Source organism: Comamonas koreensis (assembly GCF_021026195.1).
Classification (GTDB): domain Bacteria; phylum Pseudomonadota; class Gammaproteobacteria; order Burkholderiales; family Burkholderiaceae_C; genus Comamonas; species Comamonas koreensis.
This window is the reverse complement of the sequence record NZ_JAJNCT010000020.1, coordinates 127,111-145,979: the sequence shown is the minus strand read 5'-3', so window position 1 is coordinate 145,979 and position 18,869 is coordinate 127,111. Positions and strand designations below refer to the sequence as shown.

Below are 18,869 nucleotides of genomic sequence, written 5' to 3'. Positions count from 1 at the left end.
AACCCAACGAATCCGACGGACCCTACCAATCCGACGAATCCTACGAATCCGACCAACCCAACCAACCCTACGGATCCAACGAATCCGACGAACCCGACCAATCCTACGGATCCAACCAATCCAACCAACCCTACGAACCCCACCAATCCGACCAACCCCACGGACCCGACCAACCCTACCAATCCGACTAATCCAACGGACCCCACGAACCCGACCAATCCCACCAACCCCACGGATCCCACCAATCCGACCAACCCGACCAATCCTACGGATCCGACCAACCCCACCGATCCCACGGATGGCCATGGTCTGATCACCTCGGTGGAGGACGTACTGGGCGCGCTGGGTGGCGGCACCTTGGTCGCACCGGTGACGGATCTGGTGAACTCGCTGATTAACCCATCGACGGGAACACTGGCGGTGGTGACCAGCGTGCTGGAGCAGTTGACCAACACCAACGGCGGCCCTCTGGGTGTGCTGACTGAGCTGGTCGATGGCCTGGTCAATATCCAGGACCAAGGGCTGGAGCCGCTGGTGGCCACGCTCAACCAGCTGATCGCCGGTCTAGGCGATCCCACCTCCACCGAAGGCATCCCCGGTCTGGTGAACCAGGTGCTGGGCGGCCTGCTGGGTGAGAACAGCCCGCTGGGCGAGTTGCTCGCAGGTGTCGGTGGTCTGCTCGGCGGCTTGCTGGGCGGAGGGTCCGGCACGCCTCCTGGCGGTACCGAGGGCCCTGGCATCGTGACCACAGTGCAGGATGTGGTGGACGGTTTGCTGGGTGGCACGGTGGCCGAACCCGTGGGTCAGCTGATCGACAGCCTGCTGCACCCCACCGATGGCACCCTGGCAACGGTAACTGGTCTGCTCGAAGGCCTGACCAGTGTGGAAGGCGGCCCGCTGGGTGTGCTGACCGAGTTGGTCAATGGCCTCACCCAAGTGGACGGCCAGGCACTGCAACCGCTGATTGGTACCTTGAACGAGCTGATTGCAGGCTTGGGCAATGTGGGTGAAGGTGGGCTGGGCGGGGGCATCATCGGCTCCATCGTTGAGGGCATTCTGGGCGGCCTGGTACCCGGCGGTGGCGCCACCGACGGTGGCGTGGTCACCAGCGTCCAAGACGTGCTGGACGGTTTGCTGGGCGGCACGGTGGCCGAGCCTGTGGGCCAGCTGCTCGACAGCCTGCTCAACCCCGGCACGGGCACCCTCTCGACCGTGACCTCGGTGCTCGAAGGCCTGACCTCGGTGAACGGCGGCCCTCTGGGCGTATTGACCGAGCTGGTCAATGGCCTGACCCAGGTCGAAGGCCAGGCGCTACAGCCCGTCATCGGCACCTTGAACGAGCTGATTGCCGGCTTGGGCAATGTGGGTGAAGGCGGCCTGGGCGGCGGCATCATCGGCACCATCGTCGGCGGTGTGCTGGGCGGCCTGGTGCCTGGTGGCGGCGCCACCGATGGCGGCATCGTCACCACAGTGCAGGATGTCGTCGATGGCCTGCTGGGCGGCACGGTGGCTGAGCCGGTGGGCCAGTTGCTCGACAGCCTGCTCAACCCGGGCAGCGGCACCCTCGCTACGGTCACCTCCGTGCTGGAAGGCCTGACCTCGGTCGAAGGCGGCCCGCTGGGCGTGCTGACCGAATTGGTCAGCGGCCTGACCCAGGTCGAAGGCCAAGCCCTGCAGCCTGTGATCGGCACCCTGAACGAGCTGATTGCCGGACTGGGCAGCCTTGGTGAAGGAGGTTTGGGCGGCGGCCTGGGCGGTGGTCTGATCGGAACCATCGTCGGCGGCGTGCTGGGCGGTTTGGTGCCGGGTGGCGGTGCCACCGACGGTGGCTTGATCACCACAGCCCAGGATGTCGTCGACAACCTGCTGGGCGGCACCGTTGCTGAACCTGTAGGCCAGTTGCTCGATAGCCTGCTCAACCCTGGTACCGGCACCCTCGCCACGGTCACCTCCGTGCTGGAAGGCCTGACCTCGGTCGAAGGCGGCCCGCTGGGCGTGCTGACCGAGTTGGTCAGCGGCCTGACCCAGGTCGAAGGCCAAGGTCTACAGCCTGTGATCGGTACCCTGAACGAGCTGATTGCCGGCCTGAGCAGCATCGGTGACGGTGGTGCTGGCGGCGGCCTGGGTGGCGGCCTGATTGGCACCGTGGTCGGCGGCGTGCTGGGCGGGCTGACGGGCGGCAATGGCGGCCTGTTGGGTGGCCTGACCGGTGAAGGCGGTCTGCTCGGCGGTTTGACCGGAGAAGGTGGTCTGCTGGGTGGCCTGACGGGCGAAGGCGGCCTTCTCGGCGGCGTCGTCGGCGGCAATGGCGGCCTCCTGGGCGGCCTGACCGGTGAAGGTGGCCTGCTTGGCGGTTTGCTGGGCGCCGGCTCTGGTGGCAGCGATGGCAGCGGCGTGGTGACCACGGCACAAAACCTGGTGGGCGACCTGGTTGGTGGCACGGCCGCCGCCCCGGTCAATGCGGTGGTCGATACCCTGCTCAATCCACAAAGCGGCGTGCTGGCCCCTGTGACCAGCGTGGTTGAAAGTCTGACCCATACCGGCAGCGGCCCGCTGGGCACTGTTACCTCCGCCGTCAACGGCCTTACCCAAGTGCCCGGACAGGCGCTGGAGCCAGTGGTCTCTGCCGTGCACGATGTGGTCGCGGGCCTGAGCGGCGGCCTCACCGGCGACGGCGGCCTGCTGGGTGGCCTGACCGGTGAAGGCGGTCTGCTCGGTGGCTTGACCGGTGACGGCGGCCTGCTTGGCGGTGTTGTCGGCGGCAATGGCGGCCTGCTGGGCGGCCTGACCGGCGAAGGCGGTCTGCTCGGTGGTTTGACCGGTGAAGGTGGTCTGCTGGGCGGTGTCGTCGGCGGCAATGGCGGCCTATTGGGCGGCCTGACCGGCGAAGGCGGTCTGCTCGGTGGCCTGACCGGTGACGGCGGCCTGCTCGGCGGTGTCGTCGGCGGCAATGGCGGCCTGCTGGGCGGCCTGACCGGCGAAGGCGGTCTGCTCGGTGGCCTGACCGGTGACGGCGGGCTGCTCGGCGGTGTTGTCGGTGGCAATGACGGCCTGCTGGGCGGCCTGACCGGCGAAGGCGGTCTGCTCGGCGGTTTGACCGGTGACGGTGGCCTGCTGGGCGGCTTGCTGGGCAATGGCTCCGGTGGTGCCGATGGCAGCGGCGTGGTCACCTCGGCACAAAACCTGGTCGGCGACCTCGTCGGTGGCACGGTGGCAGCGCCAGTCAACGCGGTGGTCGATACCCTGCTGGATCCGCAAAACGGCGTCCTGGCACCGGTGACCAGCCTGGTTGAAGGCCTGACCCATACCGGCAGCGGCCCACTGGGCGTGGTGACCTCGGCGGTCAACGGCCTCACCCAGGTGCCAGGCCAGGCACTGGAGCCGGTGGTCTCTGCCGTGCACGATGTGGTCGCGGGTCTGAGCGGCGGTACATCGGGTGGCGCAGTCGGCGGCTTGCTGGGTGGTTTGACCGGTGAAGGCGGTTTGCTCGGCGGCGTGCTGGGTGGTAATGGTGGCCTGCTCGGCGGCCTCGACGGCGGCAATGGCGGTCTGCTCGGTGGCCTGACCGGTGACGGCGGCCTGTTGGGCGGCTTGCTGGGCTCGGGCACCGGCGGCGCCGATGGCAGCGGTGTGGTGACCACGGCGCAAAACGTCGTGGGCGACCTGGTCGGCGGCACGGTGGCCGCACCGGTCAATGCGGTGGTCGATACCTTGCTGGATCCGCAAAGTGGCGTTCTGGCACCGGTCACCAGCGTGGTCGAGAACCTGACCAGCACCAGCAGCGGCCCACTGGGCGTGGTGACCACGGCGGTCAATGGCCTGACCCAGGAAACGGGCCAGGCGCTGGAGCCGGTGATCTCGACCGTGCACGATGTGGTCGCAGGTCTGGGAGGTGCCACTTCGGGCGGCACGGCGGGTCTGGGCGGAGTCGTCAGCGGCCTGTTGGGCGACCAGGGTGTGCTGGGCAGCGTGCTGGGCTCCACTGGCTCAACCGGCGGTCTGCTGAGCGGTCTGACCGGCAACGGTGGCCTGGTCGGCGGTCTGCTGGGTGGCAACACCGGCCTGCTCTCGGGCATCACCGGTGAGCACGGTGTCGTCGGCGGTCTGCTGGGCGGCAGTGGTGTGCTGGGTGGCTTGCTGGGCGGCACGGCAACGCCGCACCTGGCCGCCAGCAACGACAGCAGCGCGCTGCAACCGGTCGCTACCGCGATCAGCAGCGTGGCCAGCGGCGATGCACACAACGTGCTGCCGCAGGACCTGCTGCACCACCAGCTGGCCTGATGCACAGCGCGCTTTGCGCTCATCACTGACCCGCTTCCATCCCATGGGTCTGCAGCGCTTGCCTGGCAACAGGCAAGCGCGGGGCCCCATCAAGGATTGCCATGTTCAAACATCTACCTCTCTCCATCGCCGCCGTGCTGGCCCTGAGCCTGACCGCTTGCGGCACCAACTCCACCACCTCCAAACGCGAGGAGCATATTTATGCAGTGTCCAAGCCGGCACCGGCGCCAGCCCAATCGGGCGTGGCACCCGTCGTGGCCACCGCACAGCCCGGCAAAAAAGGCCCGGCTGATACCGCCCATATCGTGTATTTCGACTTTGATTCCTACACCGTGCGCCCGGCCGATCGCCCGATTCTGGAAAGCCATGCGCGCTGGATGCGCAGCCACCCCGGCCAATCGCTGATCCTGCAAGGCCATACCGATGCACGCGGCGGCATCGAATACAACCTGGCCCTGGGCCAGAAACGCGCAGAGTCGGTGCGCAGCAGCCTGCAGACCCTGGGGGTCGACCCCGCCCGTGTCGAGGCGGTGAGCTATGGCAAGGAGCGCCTGGCCGATAGCGGCACCAGCGAAGAGGCACACCAGCGCAACCGCCGGGTCGAGTTCGAGTACCGCTAAGCGCCGCGCTGCATGGCGCATAGCAGCGCCATGCCCCTTCCCTTGTCTCAGCCCCTGGAGGACGCGTGTTGGCGCACCAAGCACCCCACCGCTGGAGCAAACAGCCCAGCCTGGTCCAGCAACTGGGCCTGGGCCTGGACTATCTGAAGACCCGCACCAGCCCCCTGCCCGAGCCCTTTGGCGATTGCATCTTGCTGCTGAGCGTGGCCACCCCGGGTGAGCCCGTGGCCACCTTCTATGTGCGCCGTGCCACCCTGGATGCGGCCTGGCGTGCCGGCACCACCCAGGTGCGGCAATGGGCCTGGAGCCGCAACTTGGATTGTCTGGAGCTGCGCATTGACTGGCCCTCGCACATCAGTGCGCTGCCAGGCAGTGCGCCAGCATCCAACCAGCGGCCCCCCGTATCCGCCTGGGCACTGGCCGACGAGAGCCTGGAGCAGGTGCAACTGGTGCCGCCCCAGCGCTGGTCATCGGCAGCACCGGCTCCCAGCGCATGGCTGCCCGGCATGGCCGAGCCGCCCGACAGCCTGCCCCGCGCCCATTGGCTGCTGCATCTGCAAGGCCTGTTTGTGAACAGCGAAGGCAGCCTGACACAGCTGCCGCGTATGGACCCGGCCCCGGTACCCAGCACTGCGCCTGCGCTGCCGCTGCCGCTGCCTCTGCCCCTTCCTTTGGGCGATGCCAGTATCGCCATGCTGCAGTCCCTGGCTGTGCCCGAACCCGCGCTCAGCCCCTGGAGCAACGAGCGCCTGGAAGCCTTTTGCGCGCGGCTCTATGCGCTGCTGCTGGTGCAGCAGCACTACCAGCAGCAGCCAGGCGATGCCCTGCCCCAACAGCGCGGCCTGTCCCAGCTGCTGGGTCGCGCTGCGCTGCAGCTGTGCCAGCAAGTCCAGCGCCACTAGGCAGAACCAGCGCAGAAACTGAACCATGCGCTGTGCCTGCTGGTACTGGCCCGCTATGCGCAGGCCCAGCGCTCCGACGCGCTGGACAGCGTGATGCCAGTGATGGCCCAGCTGGCCCAGCGCATCGGCCCCAAGGAACAGCCCGCGCACAGCGACCTGCAGCCGCCCTTGCCCACACCCAAACCGGCCGCACTGGCACCTGCCTGGCGCCTGGTGGCACTGGCGGCTTATGGCGATTGCCTGGCTGCCGACGGGGTTGCATCGACAGGACTCACCGCGCTGACCGGTGCAAGCGCTGCCAAGTCCAGCGACAGCCTTGCCAGTGAAGCCCGCACCGCAACACCCGAAATGACTGCGCTTGAAACCCTGACCCGGCACTGGCTGCAGTGGCACCTGCTGGCCCATGGGGGGGCCTCTGCGCCCCAACCCGATTGGTCCGTCATCGCAGTGGCCGAGCTGGCCTTGCAGCCGGGGCTGGCCCGTGCCCGCCAGCATTTGCAAAGCTGCAGTTGGCTGGCGGCCCTGCGCCAGCCCTTGCGCGCCAGCCTGCCGCAGCACATCCACCCGGAAGCTGCGATGTTCGTTCCACCCGACAACCGCGAGCAGGCCGTGTTTATCGAGCCCTTTAGCTACGCCGATCCCTTGCAGGCCAGCAGTTGGCGCAGTTACCAGTGGATCCACCACATCGCTGTCCCGCAATTAATCAATTTTTGATTAGCAAATACCTTTAATTTGTTGAACATTTACATAGAAAAAATCTTTAAAACAATCGTTCCTGCAATATTTATATAAACCCTATATTTAGTATCTGGGCGGAAGTTATTTGTCATAAAAAAATACAATTTCTTACCGGCACCCATCCGGGATATGTTTGATAAAAATCAAAGTAAATTACTGCAAATGGCGGTTTAAACCGCAGTCGAGTTTCCGAGTTAATAAGAAAAACCAATAACGAATTTGCATATTTGTGCAGCGCAAAAGCGGATCGCTGAGAGGAATTGGGAGAGACCAACATGATCGAGTACCTGCTACCCCGCGCCTTGGTGTCACGCACCGAAGCCACGGCGCAGGCCCAGGAGGCCGAAGCGGCGACGGCCAGCCCGTTTGCCTCTGCGATGGCGACCGCATTCGCCCATGCCAAAGGCCACTTGCACCAGGCCGTCTGGCTGTCGTTGCCCATCAGTCTGCTGGGCCTTCTGCCGTCCATCTTCCTGCTGCAGGTCTATAACCGTGTCATCTCGCGTGGCGGCACCGCCACCCTCACCGCCATGGTGGCCGGCGTGCTGTGCATGCTGGCGCTGGAGCTGTACCTGCGCCGCAAGCGTGCCCGTGCGCTGCGCGAAGCCGGCGCCACGATTGACCGCGAAGTCTCGCAAAGCCTGATGCGCTCCATGCTGGGCCACCCGCTGCTCACCTTGGAGCAGCGCTCGGCCACGCAATGGTTGCAGCTGTTTCGCGATGTCGGCGCGATGCGCTCCTGCATCTCGGGCGGCGTGGCCTCCTCGGTGCTGGATCTGCCGATGGCCCTGCTCGCGCTGATCGTGATCGGCATCATCGCCTGGCCAGTGCTGCCGGTGATCGTGGTGGCCATGATTGTGCTGGGCGTTCTGGCCTGGTGGTGGGCCGACGAGGTGCGCAGTGGCCGGGTCGAAGAAGTCGAGCAGGCACGCCAGCTGGACCGTGGCACGGCCGAGATCTGCAATGCACGCGGCACCCTCAAGGTGCTGGGCTATGACGCAGCAGCCCAGCAGGCCTGGCAGTCTGGCTATGACCGTTGGCTGGCCGAGAGCTTCGACAAGAACGGCGAAATGGAAAACGCCAAGGAAACCAGCCATGTGCTGCTGACCTTGTTCTCGGTCGCCGTCATCACCGTGGGTGCGCTGGCCATCAATGCGCAGTGGATGAGCATCGGCAGCCTGATGGCCGTGAACCTGCTGTCGGGCAAGGCCCTGGGCCCGATCGCCCAGCTGGCCAGCAACTGGCGCTCGCTGGCCCGTGCCAATGAGGCCACCGTGCGTCTGCAAGAAGCGCTGGAAGAGCCGCTGGAGCCCGAAAGCCAACGCATTGCGCTGCCCCGGCCACGCGGCGTGTTCCGCCTGGAGCAGGCCAGCTTCCAGTACCCATCAGGCCATCTGGCGCTGGACAACGTGTCGCTGCAGATAGGCCCCGGCGGTATCCATGCAATCCTGGGCCGCAATGGTGCCGGCAAATCCACGCTGGCCAAGCTGCTCGCCGGTCTTTACCAGCCCACACAGGGCACCATCTCGATCGACGAATACGACATGGCGCAGTTCCCGCGCAATGACCTGGGCCGCTGGGTCGGCTGCCTGGCGCAGCAGACCTACTGGTTCAGCGGCCCCATCGTCGATATCCTGCGCATGGTCAGCCCCGATGCCGATGACGGCCAGATCTTGGCGGCCTGCCAGTTGTCCGGTGCACACGGCTTCATCAGCCGCCTGCCCCAGGGCTACCAGACCATACTGGGCGAAGGCGGCGCGGGCCTGTCCGCTGGCGAGCTGCGCAAGCTTGGCCTGGCCCAGCTGTTCCTGCGCAACCCCTCGGTGCTGATCCTGGACGAGCCCAGCAACGACCTGGATTTCGAGAGCGAAACCGCGCTGCTGCAGACGCTGCGCCAGATTGCGACCAAACACACCGTCATCATCGTCACCCATTCGCTGCGCGTGGCATCGCTCGCCCAGCATATCTACCATGTGCGCGGCGATGGCCAGGTTGACCAGGGCCAACCCGAGCACATGCTGCCGCTGCTCTTTGGCGTCAGCCACAAGCCAGCGGCGGCCAATGAGGCCACCGCATCGCGCAGCGCTGCCGCCAAGCCATCGGCCCCATCCGGCCCCGCGCAAGCCCAGGAGTTGGCATCATGACGGCCCGCTCCCTCCACGATCTGCCCCAGGTGCTGCAAAACCTGGAGCGAGCCCCCGATTCCGGCACACCCGCACCCGGCCGCAACCAGCGCCGCATCGCGCTGGCGGCCCTGGGCGTGCTGGTGCTGGTCGGCCTGTTCTACCCGGTAGAGAACGTCGTGGTTGCCACCGGCCAGGTGATTCCATCGGACCGCGTGCAGACCGTGCAGCATCTGGAAGGCGGCATCGTCACCACCGTGCATATCAAGGAAGGCCAGGAAGTGCACAAGGGCGAGCCGCTGCTGGAGATTGACCTGGGCGGCAGCAGCCTGAACCTGGAGCAACTGACGGCCCGCAGCGCCAGCGCGCAGGCCAGCCGCACGCGCCTGACAGCCGAAAGCCAGGGCCTGGCGCTCAAGGCCACGGATTTCCCCAAGGAGCTGGAGAGCAAGATTGTGCGCGCCGAGATGGGTGCCTTCACCTCCCGTGCGCTGGAATACCAGGGCAGCCTCGCATCCAGCCAGGCCATGCTGCTACAGGCCCGGGGCGATGTGGCCCAAAGCCAGGCCCGTATTGACGGCCTGCGCAGCAGCCTGGCCCTGCACGAGCAAGAGGCCGGCATTGCCCAGCAACTGGCGGCCGAGCAACTGATTGGCCAGCTTGAAGTGCTGGACAAGCAGCGCGCGCTGACCCTGGTGCGCACCGATCTGGCGGCCGCCGTGCAAAGCCTGGTTAGCAACTGCGCCAAGGTCGAGCAGGCCCAGGCCAAGATACTGGAAACCCAGGGCGCGTTCCGCCGCCGTGCCTCCGAAGAGCTGGCCCAGACCGAGCGCGAGCTGCTCAGCCTGAGCGAGGACCTGTCCCGCGCCCGCAACCAGCGCAGCCGCACCGTCGTGCTGGCTCCCACCGATGGCGTGGTCAAAGGCCTGCGCAGCTCGGGCGCCGGCTGGGTGGTCAAGCCCGGCGAGGCGATCCTGGAAGTGGTGCCCGACAAGGACGAGGTCATCGTCGAAGCGCGCCTGAACCCGGCCGACCGGGGCTATGTGCGCGCTGGCCAGGAAACCAAGGCCAAGGTCAGTGCCTATGACTACCTGCGCTATGGCTTTGTGCCTGGCAAGGTCACGCTGGTGTCGGCCGATGCCGACCACGACCCGAACGTGCCCGATGCCCCCTCGTATTTCCGCATCCAGGCCAGCCTGGCCCAGCCCTGGGTCGGCCGCAAGGACAACCGCATCACCACCGGCATGCAGGCCGAGCTCGATCTGCTGCTGGGGCGCGAGCCCTTTATCTGGTACCTGCTGCGCCCCGTGCTGCATATCCAGAGCGAAGCTTTCCGGGAGCCTTGAGCCATGCGCCTCTTTGCCCCCCTTCCCACCAGCAGTCTGCCAGACCACTACCTGGCGGCCCAGCCTCGCCTGGCTTGCCCAGGCCGTGCCGAGCCGCAGGGGTCTGCGGTGTGGGGAATCGTCTGCGCGCTCACCATGGCCTTGGCCAGTACGGATCTGCAGGCGCAAGGCTTTTCCGATGGCACGGTGCCGGCGCAGGACAGCAGCCAAGCCGAGGCCACGCCCGTGGTGGAGATGCCGCTGCGCGTGCAGATGGCCGAACCTGCGGCAGGCAGCAGCGATACCGCACCTGAGCTTGCCAGCAGCGCCGAAGCCATTACCACGGCAGAACTGCCTGCTGCCCCAACACCTGCGCCAGCGGCACCCACTGCCCCCGCCATACCCGCCTACAACGGTCCGGCTGCCCTATTGCAGATGGCGCCCAAGCTGATGCCCGGCACGCTCGCGGGCAACGCGTCCCAGCGGCAGTTGCTGGCAGCGCTCTACACCATGCTCAGCGAGCACCCCGATGTACGCAAGGCGCGCGCTGCGGTGGAATCGGCGGGCTACGACACCCACACGGCAGAAGGCGCACGCTGGCCTAGCTTCAAACTTGGTACCTCGGCCGGCAACGCGGCCCTGCCCCAGGGCGGGCGCCGCAGCTCGTACACGGCAGTGAATGCCGAGGTGCGCATGAACCTGCTCGATGGCGGCGCCATCAGTGCCGGCATCGAATCGGCTCAGGCCATGGAAGCGGCGCAGGGCAGCGCCCTCTACACCACGCGCCAGAATGTGCTGCTCGATGCACTGTCGGCCTTGCTGGAGCTGCACCGCTTCCAGACCAAGGCCCGCATTGCCGCTGAGTCGGCCGAGATCATCGGCCAGCTGGCCAGGGTGGAGGAGCGCCGCGCCGAGCTGGGTGCCGTGGGCCGCAACGACCTGCGCCAGGCCGCATCCCGCCGCGCCAGCGCACTGGCCCAGCAAAACGCCCTGGAAGCCCAGCGCATCGATGCGCAGGCCCGCTTTACCCGTTACTTCAACTACATCCCCAGCCTCACGTGGCTGCCGGAACCCCAGGTGCCCAGCTTCTGGGTGCCAACGAATGAGCAAGCCGCGCTGCTGGCCGCCGAAGACCAAAGCGCCGAGCTGCGCGAGATCGGCCATCTGATCGAACGCGCCCAGGCGGAGGTGGACCGCAGCAAGGCCCAGCGCTGGCCCACGGTGGCAGCGGTGGTCTCGCACACCCGCGACCCCAAGAGCGTGCTCTACACCGAAGGCACGCGCTACGGCGTGGAGCTGAACTGGAACTTTGGCAATGGCTTTGAGCTGCGCGACCGCATCCTCAAGGCCATCAGCGAGCTGCAAGCCCAGCAGGCCCAGCAAGAGGCCGTGCGGCGCCAGGTGCATGAGGCTGCCTCATCGGCCTGGGGCCGCTGGCAAGCGGGCCGCGCCCGTGAGACCCAGCTGCGCGATGCCGTGCGTGAAGCCAGTGCCGCCTTTGAAGGCTACCGCCGCCTCCTGGAAGTGGGCCGGGGCAACCTCTCGCAGGTGCTCGATGCCCAGCTCGACGTACAGCGCCTGATGCTGGACGCCGCCGACGCCATGTATGACCAGCGCATCAATGAATTGCGCCTGACCCGCACCACCGGCCAGTTGCTGCCCCGCGACTTGCCCGAGCACTGGCTGGACCAGCTCTTTGCCCAGCGCTCTGCGAATGCCCCTGCGCCTGCCACTGCGCAGCGCCCCTTTGCCGGCCCTGGCCCCGCGCCACTGGCCAGCAGCCGCGCAGCCCCTGCCCGGCCCGGCACACCTTATACCTCACCCCCTGTTTTGACTGCACAGCACCTGCCGCTGCGCCTGGACCACCGATGGGACCCGCAGCTGCGCAGCCAGCCGCAAGGCCCCGGTGCGCCGCGCACTCAGCGCTGGTAAGAGGTACGGGTTTCCACAGCGACAGGCGCTTGCCCACGCCTGCCACTGTTTTTCAGCTGGGCTATGTAAATGGAAAGCATCATGACCAACATCATCAAGAACTTCTGGAACGATGAAGAAGGCGCGACCGCCATTGAGTATGGGTTGATTGCAGGGCTGATTGCTGTTGGCCTGCTCGTCGCCTTGACCGATATCGGTGACAAGCTGAAAGTGGTCTTCGAGAAAATTGGTACCTCATTGACCACCGCTGGCACGCCCTGAGTGTTCTGAAGTGGCAACTACTGCCTTCACCTGGATCCTGCTGCTATGGCTTGTCGCCATAGCGGTCATGGACCTGCGCAGCCGTAAGGTGCGCAACTGGATGGTGGTGCTAGGCCTGGCTACAGGGCTGGCAGCACTGTTCGGGGGTGCACAACCGTTCGACATGCTGGCCTGGCAAGGCCTGGCGGGGATGGCGGTGGCCTTTGTCGCCCTGCTGCCCCTGTACGCCATCCGCTGGATGGGCGCCGGGGATGTCAAGTTTGCGGCGGTGGCTGGGCTGTGGTTTGGGTTGTCCCCCTACCTGCTGGCCATCTGGCTGGGTGCAAGCCTGCTTGCCGGTCTGCACAGCATGTTTGTATTGGGATGCCGCATCCTGATGCGCAGTCCCCAAGGTCCGCTGCTGCTGGCCAGGCTGCCCATGCTGCAGCCCGTACTGGCAGCCGGTGCAGATGCCCCTGACAACGACCGGCCTCGTGCCCCTCAGCGCAGCATCCCCTATGCCGGTTATATGGCCCTGGTGGCGATCGTGCTGATGATGCGCAATTCCGTTCCTTTCCAGGGTTGAAGGACTGCTGACATGCACCTCTACCCATCTCCTCCTTCCATGTGCTTTGCTGTCGCTCCCCGGGCCGCACGCGCTGCCGCGACAGCAAAGCATATGCCGCGTTCAACCTCCAGGAGCCTCCGACCATGAACCTCACCAAGATACTTGCCGGCCTGCTGCTGGTACTGGCCTTGGCCCTGGGCCTGGGCGCCTTGCTGTTGGGCCGCCAGACCGCCAATAGGCCGGTGGCGCAGACCACGGCGCCAAGCAGCGCTGCAGCCAGCCCAGCTGCGCCCACCTTTGCCGTCGTAGTCGCCGCCAAACCTGTCACCGCCGGTCAGCGCCTGCAGAAAGAGGACGTCAAGGTCGTCGAACTTCCGGTGGCTGTGGCTTCCAGCTTTAAAAGGGTGGATCAGGTTGAGGGCCGCACCACCACGATGGCTTTAGCGCCCGATGCACCACTGTTCGAACAGCAGCTGATCAGCGGTTTGGCATTGCAGGTCGAACCCGGCCAACGCGCGGTGTCCGTCGGCATCCGCGAGGCCATGGCCGCTGGCCACCATGTGCGGCCCGGCGATTTTGTCGATGTGTTCTTCACCTTGGACGGCAAGACCGACGCGGCCGAGGTGGACAGCCAGACCCGGCTGCTGCTGGCACGCACCCGTGTGCTGGCCTATGGCGCAGCCAGTGTAGAAAACCCACCCCTCACGCAGGCCCAGCGCCAGCAGGAAGAGCAAGAGGCCGCCAAGAACGGCAGCAGCGCCAATGCGGCGCGGCGCAATACGCAAGATGCCCAGGCGGCGCGCAGTGCTGCCACCGCCGTGCTGGCCGTGCCTTTGCAGGACGTGGAGCGCCTCACCCTGGCCGAGAAATATGGCCAGCTGAGTCTGGCGCTGCGCCACCCCGACGACAGCCGCGTGCCCGACCCGGCGCTGTTTGCGGCCCTGCCCACCGTGCTGCAGCCCATAGCAGGCAAGCTGGCCAAAGGCGAGCAACTGCAGGACATGGACCGCTCCTTTGCAGGCCTGCGCTTCAAGGACCTGGCGACAGGCGCCGACAGCAAACCGGCACGGCGCCCTCCCACCGTCACGCAGGCCAAGGCGCCAGCCCCCGCTGCACCCATGGCACCACCACGCTCGCTGGAGGTCTACCAAGGCGCCAGCGTGCAGACCGTACGTTATTGATGGCGGCCGGGGTTGTCAGCCCCGATCGACCGCGCCAGCACAGGCGCACACGGGCCCGCAAGGCCCGGAACCAGAACGAGACAGACGAGGGAAACGACTATGAGAACTACCGCACTCGCATCCGCCGCCTGGCTGCCCCTGCTGGTCAGCGCCTTGGCCGTGCAAGCCCAGACCGTGGCGCCCGCTGCCAATAGCGCGCAGCCCCTGGCACTGGTGCAAGGCCAGCAGCAACTGTTCAAGCCCGGTATTGCCATTGCACGCATCGCCATCGGCGACCCTGCGGTGCTGGATGTGCAGGTGCTGGGCGAACTGCCCCAGACCGGCAAGCCCGCCGCCGGCAAGGCAGCCGGTCAACGCCCCGCCCGCCATGCCGAGCTGCTGCTCACCCCCAAGGCCGCAGGCAGCACCACCTTCATGGTCTGGCCTACCCAGGGCGAACCGCAGACCTGGAACGTTGTGGTCAGCGGTCCGCGTCTCTTGCTGGAACGCCGCCTGCAATCCTTGCCCGAGCATGCACGCGCATCGGCCGAGTTGGCAGCGATGGCTCCCAAAGGCACGCCACTGACCGACCTGTCCCAGGTGAATGTGCGCAGCAATACCGTGCAGGTCGATGTGCAGGTGGTGGAGTTCAAGAAGTCGGCCATGCGGCGCGCGGGCGTGCAGCTCAACAGCGGCGGTGCCAATGACCACGGCTTCCAGTTTGGGGTCTACACCCCCGGCAGCAATGGCAGCAGCAGTGGCTCGTCGAGTGGCGGCAGTGGTAGTGGCAGCGGTACCGACGGGGGCACCTCAGCCATCGCCAGTGCGATGAACCTGGTGCTCGGCTTTGGACGCGCCTTCAGCGGCAAGGGCATCACCGCGCAGCTGGGCTTTCTGGAAGGCAATGGCCTGGCGCGTGTGCTGGCCAAGCCCACACTGGTGGCCCAAAGCGGCCAGACTGCGAGCTTCCTGGCCGGTGGCGAAATCCCCATCCCTGTACCCAGTGGCGGCAGCAACAGCATTTCCATCCAGTACAAGGAGTTTGGTGTCAAGCTGCAGCTGACGCCGACCATTCTCTCCAACGAGCGCATCGCCCTCAAGGTGGCGCCCGAGGCCAGCGACTTGGACTACACCCAAGGGGTGACCATCAACGACATCTCGGTGCCGGCGTTGCGCACCCGCCGTGCCGACACCTTTGTCGAGCTGGCAGATAGCGAGAGCTTTGTCATTGGTGGGCTGGTCAGCCGTTCGACCCTGTCCAACGTCAACAAGGTGCCGCTGCTCGGCGACCTGCCCATCCTGGGCACCTTCTTCAAGAACCTCAACTACTCGCAGGAAGAGACCGAGCTGGTGATCATCGTCACCCCCCGTCTGGTGCAGCCCTTGCCTGCGGGCACCAACCTGGAGGCACTGCTGCCCGGTGCCCAGCAAGAGCTGCCCAATGCCGGCCGCGTCTGGGCGCCCTATGCCGTAGGCGCGCCCTATGCCGACTCTCCTCTGCCCGGCTTTTCGTACTGATGCCATGAACAAGGATTCTCTCGCCCCCCATGGCGCAGGCCCCTCGCCCGAGAACCCCTCGCTGGCCGACCTGCTCACACCCAGGCCCGGGCCGGCACGGCCTGCGCCGGCAGATGCCAGCGAGAGCCTGCAGCATACCCAGCTGCTCGCCGATCTGAAGAACCATGCCTATGAGCATTTGCTCAGCCGCATCGAGGAGCTGGGGGCAGAGTTTGGCCGCTGGTCGCAGGCGGCGATTGCGCAGTTTGTGAAGCTGGAGCTGGACAGCTTTATCCGCCTGCATGCGGTGCCGGTCAATGAGCAAGAGGCCCGGCAGGTGGCTGAGGCGCTCAGCCGCGAGCTGACCGGCCTGGGCCCGCTGCAGCCGCTGCTGGAAGACCCGAGGGTCGAGGACATCCTCATCAATGGCTACCGGGACATTTATGTTTCGCGCGGCGGCATGCTCGAGCGCGAGGCCTCGCATTTCAAGGATGACGAGCATGTGCTGCGCATCGTGCGGCGCATTCTGGCGCCGTTGGGCCGGCGGCTCGATGAATCCAGCCCCATGGTCGATGCCCGCCTGCCCGATGGCGGCCGTATCAATGTGATCATCGGCCCGCTGGCCATCGACGGCCCCACGGTCTCGATCCGCAAGTTCCGCAAGGACCCGCTCACGCCCAAGGACCTGGTGCAGCTGGGAAGCTTTAGCGAAGACATCTGCCGCATTCTGGAGATGGCGGTGAAGGCCCGTTGCAACATCCTGGTGAGCGGCGGCACCAGCTCGGGCAAGACCTCCTTGCTCAATGCGTTGGCCAGCTTTATCCCCAGCAACGAGCGCATCGTGACCATTGAGGACACCGCCGAGCTGGCCCTCAACCACAGCCATGTGGTGCGGCTGGAGAGCCGCCCGGGCAGCTTTGATGGCTCGGGCCATGTGAGCATCCGCGACCTGCTGGTCAACAGCCTGCGCATGCGGCCCGACCGCATCATCGTCGGCGAAGTGCGCAGTGGCGAAGTGCTCGAGCTGCTGCAGGCGATGAACACCGGCCACGATGGCTCCATGGGCACCATCCATGCCAGCTCGCCGCGCGAATGCCTCTACCGCGCCGAGATGCTGGCCGGTTTTGCCGGCTTTCAGGGCAGCGAAGTGAGCCTGCGCCGCCAGATTGCCAATGCGGTGGACTTCATCGTGCAGATCGGCCGCCTCTCCAACGGCCGCCGGCGCCTGTTATCGCTGACCGAGGTGACGGGCATGACGGACAACATGATCTCCACCCAGGAGCTCTACCGCTACGAGGCCCAGATCGGACCCGACGGCCAGGAGCAGGACCAATGGGTGTCCATGGGCATCTCACCCCATTCCCCCAAATTGCTGGCCTGGTGGCGCGCCCAGCAGCAGGCGGGCAGCAGCGGAGCGCAACGATGAACATCCACCCCGCCGTCCTGGTCATCGCCGCCCTCGCCTGCGTGCTGCTGGCCCTGGCGCTGTGGCTGTTCTCCCGTGCGCGCCAGCAGCAGGCACGGCAATCGATTGCCGGCCATATGCAGCGCAGCCGCGATATCCAGCGCGACCTGATGGCCAGCGTTGCGGCAGCACCGATGCCTGGCATGGTGGCTGATCCGCGCGCTTCGACGGACTTCCCCGCCGCAGCCAGCACTTCGGCTTCGGCACGGCAATGGCTGTATGACCATCTGGGCTATGGTGCCTGGGGCATCAGCCCGCGCGGCCTGGTCATGATCGCCGGTCTAGGCCTGTTTCTGGCGTTTCTGGTTGCATTGCAAGCAGGTGCTTTGCTGGGTCTGATGGTGCTGGCCGTCTACGCGCTGCTCACCTGGTTTGGCATCTGGCACCGGGTAAGCAAGCGCCGCGCCAAGATGCTCTCGCTGCTGCCTGGCTTTCTGGACAATATGGTGCGCCTGATCTCCATCGGCAACTCGCCCCATGCCGCCTTCCAGTTTGCCAGCGGCAATGTGCCCGAGCCGCTGGGCAGCGCGTTGCAGCATGTCAATGCCTCGCTCAGCGTCTCGCCCGACCTGGGCCAGGCGATGACCCAGCTGGAGCGCACCTGGAAATTGCCTGAGTTTGGTCTGCTAGCCGCCGTATTCCGCATGAGCACGCGCTATGGCGGCCGGGTCGAGCAGGTGCTAGAACGTGTGTCTGCCTATATCCGTGACCGCCTGTCTGCCGAGCGGGAGCTCCATTCCCTCTCAACCGAAGTGCGCCTGTCAGCCTGGATCCTGGCCTTGCTGCCCATCATCGTGGGCAGCTTGATCATGCTGCTCAACCAGGGCTACTTTCTCCGGCTGTGGCAGGACGGTACTGGTCAAAAAATGATCTTTATCGCCGCGGGCCTGGAAGTGTTTGGCTCCTTCCTGCTTTACCGGCTGGCACGTCTGAAATAAGGAGGGCTAAAGATGTTCCGATACCTCCGCCTTCAAAAGCACCGGGGTGCATCAGTGTTAGTGCACGCCTGCAGCGCAGGAGAGCGTCCATGACCGCCGACCAACTGTGGATCGCCAGCCTGGCGCTGGCTGCGCTGGGTCTGCTGGTGCTTGCTGGCAGGCTGCTGCTGCGTCTGCACCGCGCTGAACGCACTGAGCAGCGTGTCGTTCAACTGCTGCGCCAGCGCGAAACGGCAGCGGCAGTGATACAGCCCTTTCCGATGCCGGGCCTGCAACCGCTGGGCACGGCCACGCCTCAGACCGACCAGGATGCCGCCCAGCAGGTGCTCGAACGCCTCAAGCCACCCGCCTGGCTGGAGACCGGACTGGCCAAGGCCTTGTTTGCCCAGGAGGACCGCAAACTGATGGAGCAGGCGGGCATCGAGATAGGCCGAGGCGGACTCATTTTTGTGGCCAGCCGTACGGCACTGTGCCTGTTGTTGCCGGTACTGGTACTGCTGGTGCTGCAGCCGCAGGGCATGAAGGCCATGTTCTATGCCTTTGCTGCGTTCAGTCTGGGCCTGATGCTGCCCAAGTGGATTCTGCGCTCCAAAGCCACCAACCGCCGCAAGCAGGTGGTCGAAGAGCTGCCGCTGTTTGTGGACCTGCTGCGCCTGTTGCAAGGCGTGGGCCTGAGCATTGACCAGAGCCTGCATATTCTGGCGACGGAATTTGGCAGCGTGCTGCGGGTGCTGAGCGCCGAGCTGGGACTGGCCAACCGGCTCTATAGCTCGGGCCGCACACGTGAGCAGTCGCTGCAGCGACTGGCCATGCTGGGGGCCGACGACGACATGAGTGCCGTTGTCAACCTGCTGGTGCAGGTGGACCGCCATGGCGGCGCGGTGCAGGAGCCGCTGCGCGAGTTCAGCCTGCGCCTGCGTGAAAAGCGCCAGGCCAACTTCAAGGAAAAGATCGGCACCATCACGGTCAAGATGACGGGCGTGATGGTGCTGACCTTGCTCCCTGCCTTGATCGTGATCACCGCAGGGCCCGGCTTTACGGCGGTGATCCGCTCCCTGTCATCCATTGGAGGGCGATAAG

General features: G+C 66.0%; 14 protein-coding genes. All 14 read left to right on the top strand.

The genetic code is table 11. From position 1 onward, the window contains the following. Positions 1-321: 321 nt before the first annotated feature. Entirely contained in the window at positions 322-4,281 is a 3,960-nt protein-coding gene (locus LPW39_RS14860; protein ID WP_230776547.1) for a hypothetical protein, read from the top strand. 101 nt (positions 4,282-4,382) lie between these two features. Next, the gene (locus tag LPW39_RS14855) at positions 4,383-4,901 is read left to right on the top strand and encodes an OmpA family protein (protein WP_230776544.1); all 519 of its coding nucleotides are present in this window, start codon (positions 4,383-4,385) and stop codon (positions 4,899-4,901) included. Between the two features lie 65 nt (positions 4,902-4,966). After that, positions 4,967-5,803 carry a hypothetical protein gene (locus LPW39_RS14850; protein ID WP_230776542.1) on the top strand — a complete coding sequence of 279 codons (837 nt, stop codon included), beginning with the start codon at positions 4,967-4,969 and terminating at the stop codon, positions 5,801-5,803. A 93-nt stretch (positions 5,804-5,896) separates the two neighbouring features. Continuing rightward, positions 5,897-6,517: a hypothetical protein gene (locus LPW39_RS14845; protein WP_230776541.1), complete on the top strand. Its 621-nt coding sequence runs from the start codon at positions 5,897-5,899 to the stop codon at positions 6,515-6,517. 299 nt (positions 6,518-6,816) lie between these two features. After that, the gene (locus LPW39_RS14840; RefSeq protein ID WP_230776539.1) at positions 6,817-8,685 is read left to right on the top strand and encodes a peptidase domain-containing ABC transporter; all 1,869 of its coding nucleotides are present in this window, start codon (positions 6,817-6,819) and stop codon (positions 8,683-8,685) included. Next, positions 8,682-10,010, top strand: coding sequence for an HlyD family type I secretion periplasmic adaptor subunit (locus tag LPW39_RS14835; RefSeq protein ID WP_230776528.1), 1,329 nt, complete (start codon positions 8,682-8,684; stop codon positions 10,008-10,010). Before LPW39_RS14840 ends, LPW39_RS14835 begins: the two co-directional genes overlap by 4 nt. Positions 10,011-10,013: 3 nt before the next feature. Then, the gene (locus tag LPW39_RS14830; RefSeq protein WP_230776522.1) at positions 10,014-11,921 is read left to right on the top strand and encodes a TolC family protein; all 1,908 of its coding nucleotides are present in this window, start codon (positions 10,014-10,016) and stop codon (positions 11,919-11,921) included. An 81-nt stretch (positions 11,922-12,002) separates the two neighbouring features. After that, the gene (locus LPW39_RS14825; protein WP_230776520.1) at positions 12,003-12,182 is read left to right on the top strand and encodes a Flp family type IVb pilin; all 180 of its coding nucleotides are present in this window, start codon (positions 12,003-12,005) and stop codon (positions 12,180-12,182) included. A 10-nt stretch (positions 12,183-12,192) separates the two neighbouring features. Beyond that, complete coding sequence (locus LPW39_RS14820) at positions 12,193-12,747, top strand: A24 family peptidase (RefSeq protein ID WP_230776519.1); 555 nt, start codon at positions 12,193-12,195, stop codon at positions 12,745-12,747. A 125-nt stretch (positions 12,748-12,872) separates the two neighbouring features. Next, a complete protein-coding gene (cpaB, locus tag LPW39_RS14815) occupies positions 12,873-13,910 on the top strand; it encodes a Flp pilus assembly protein CpaB (RefSeq protein ID WP_230776517.1) in 1,038 nt (345 codons plus the stop codon). Positions 13,911-14,009: 99 nt separating this feature from the next. Continuing rightward, complete coding sequence (locus LPW39_RS14810; RefSeq protein WP_230776515.1) at positions 14,010-15,407, top strand: type II and III secretion system protein family protein; 1,398 nt, start codon at positions 14,010-14,012, stop codon at positions 15,405-15,407. 4 nt (positions 15,408-15,411) lie between these two features. Next, positions 15,412-16,812, top strand: a complete 1,401-nt coding sequence (locus tag LPW39_RS14805; protein ID WP_230776507.1) for a CpaF family protein — start codon at positions 15,412-15,414, stop codon at positions 16,810-16,812. After that, positions 16,809-17,789 carry a type II secretion system F family protein gene (locus tag LPW39_RS14800; RefSeq protein WP_230776506.1) on the top strand — a complete coding sequence of 327 codons (981 nt, stop codon included), beginning with the start codon at positions 16,809-16,811 and terminating at the stop codon, positions 17,787-17,789. Before LPW39_RS14805 ends, LPW39_RS14800 begins: the two co-directional genes overlap by 4 nt. A gap of 89 nt (positions 17,790-17,878) precedes the next feature. Continuing rightward, the gene (locus LPW39_RS14795) at positions 17,879-18,868 is read left to right on the top strand and encodes a type II secretion system F family protein (RefSeq protein ID WP_230776496.1); all 990 of its coding nucleotides are present in this window, start codon (positions 17,879-17,881) and stop codon (positions 18,866-18,868) included. Position 18,869 lies beyond the last annotated feature (1 nt).

Bases quoted from the DNA above. Each gene is read 5' to 3' on its own strand.
- LPW39_RS14855 (WP_230776544.1), top strand. From the start codon at position 4,383: ATGTTCAAACATCTACCTCTCTCCATCGCCGCCGTGCTGGCCCTGAGC.
- LPW39_RS14845 (WP_230776541.1), top strand. From the start codon at position 5,897: ATGCCAGTGATGGCCCAGCTGGCCCAGCGCATCGGCCCCAAGGAACAG.
- LPW39_RS14840 (WP_230776539.1), top strand. From the start codon at position 6,817: ATGATCGAGTACCTGCTACCCCGCGCCTTGGTGTCACGCACCGAAGCC.
- LPW39_RS14835 (WP_230776528.1), top strand. From the start codon at position 8,682: ATGACGGCCCGCTCCCTCCACGATCTGCCCCAGGTGCTGCAAAACCTG.
- LPW39_RS14830 (WP_230776522.1), top strand. From the start codon at position 10,014: ATGCGCCTCTTTGCCCCCCTTCCCACCAGCAGTCTGCCAGACCACTAC.
- LPW39_RS14825 (WP_230776520.1), top strand. From the start codon at position 12,003: ATGACCAACATCATCAAGAACTTCTGGAACGATGAAGAAGGCGCGACC.
- cpaB (WP_230776517.1), top strand. From the start codon at position 12,873: ATGAACCTCACCAAGATACTTGCCGGCCTGCTGCTGGTACTGGCCTTG.
- LPW39_RS14810 (WP_230776515.1), top strand. From the start codon at position 14,010: ATGAGAACTACCGCACTCGCATCCGCCGCCTGGCTGCCCCTGCTGGTC.
- LPW39_RS14805 (WP_230776507.1), top strand. From the start codon at position 15,412: ATGAACAAGGATTCTCTCGCCCCCCATGGCGCAGGCCCCTCGCCCGAG.
- LPW39_RS14800 (WP_230776506.1), top strand. From the start codon at position 16,809: ATGAACATCCACCCCGCCGTCCTGGTCATCGCCGCCCTCGCCTGCGTG.
- LPW39_RS14795 (WP_230776496.1), top strand. From the start codon at position 17,879: ATGACCGCCGACCAACTGTGGATCGCCAGCCTGGCGCTGGCTGCGCTG.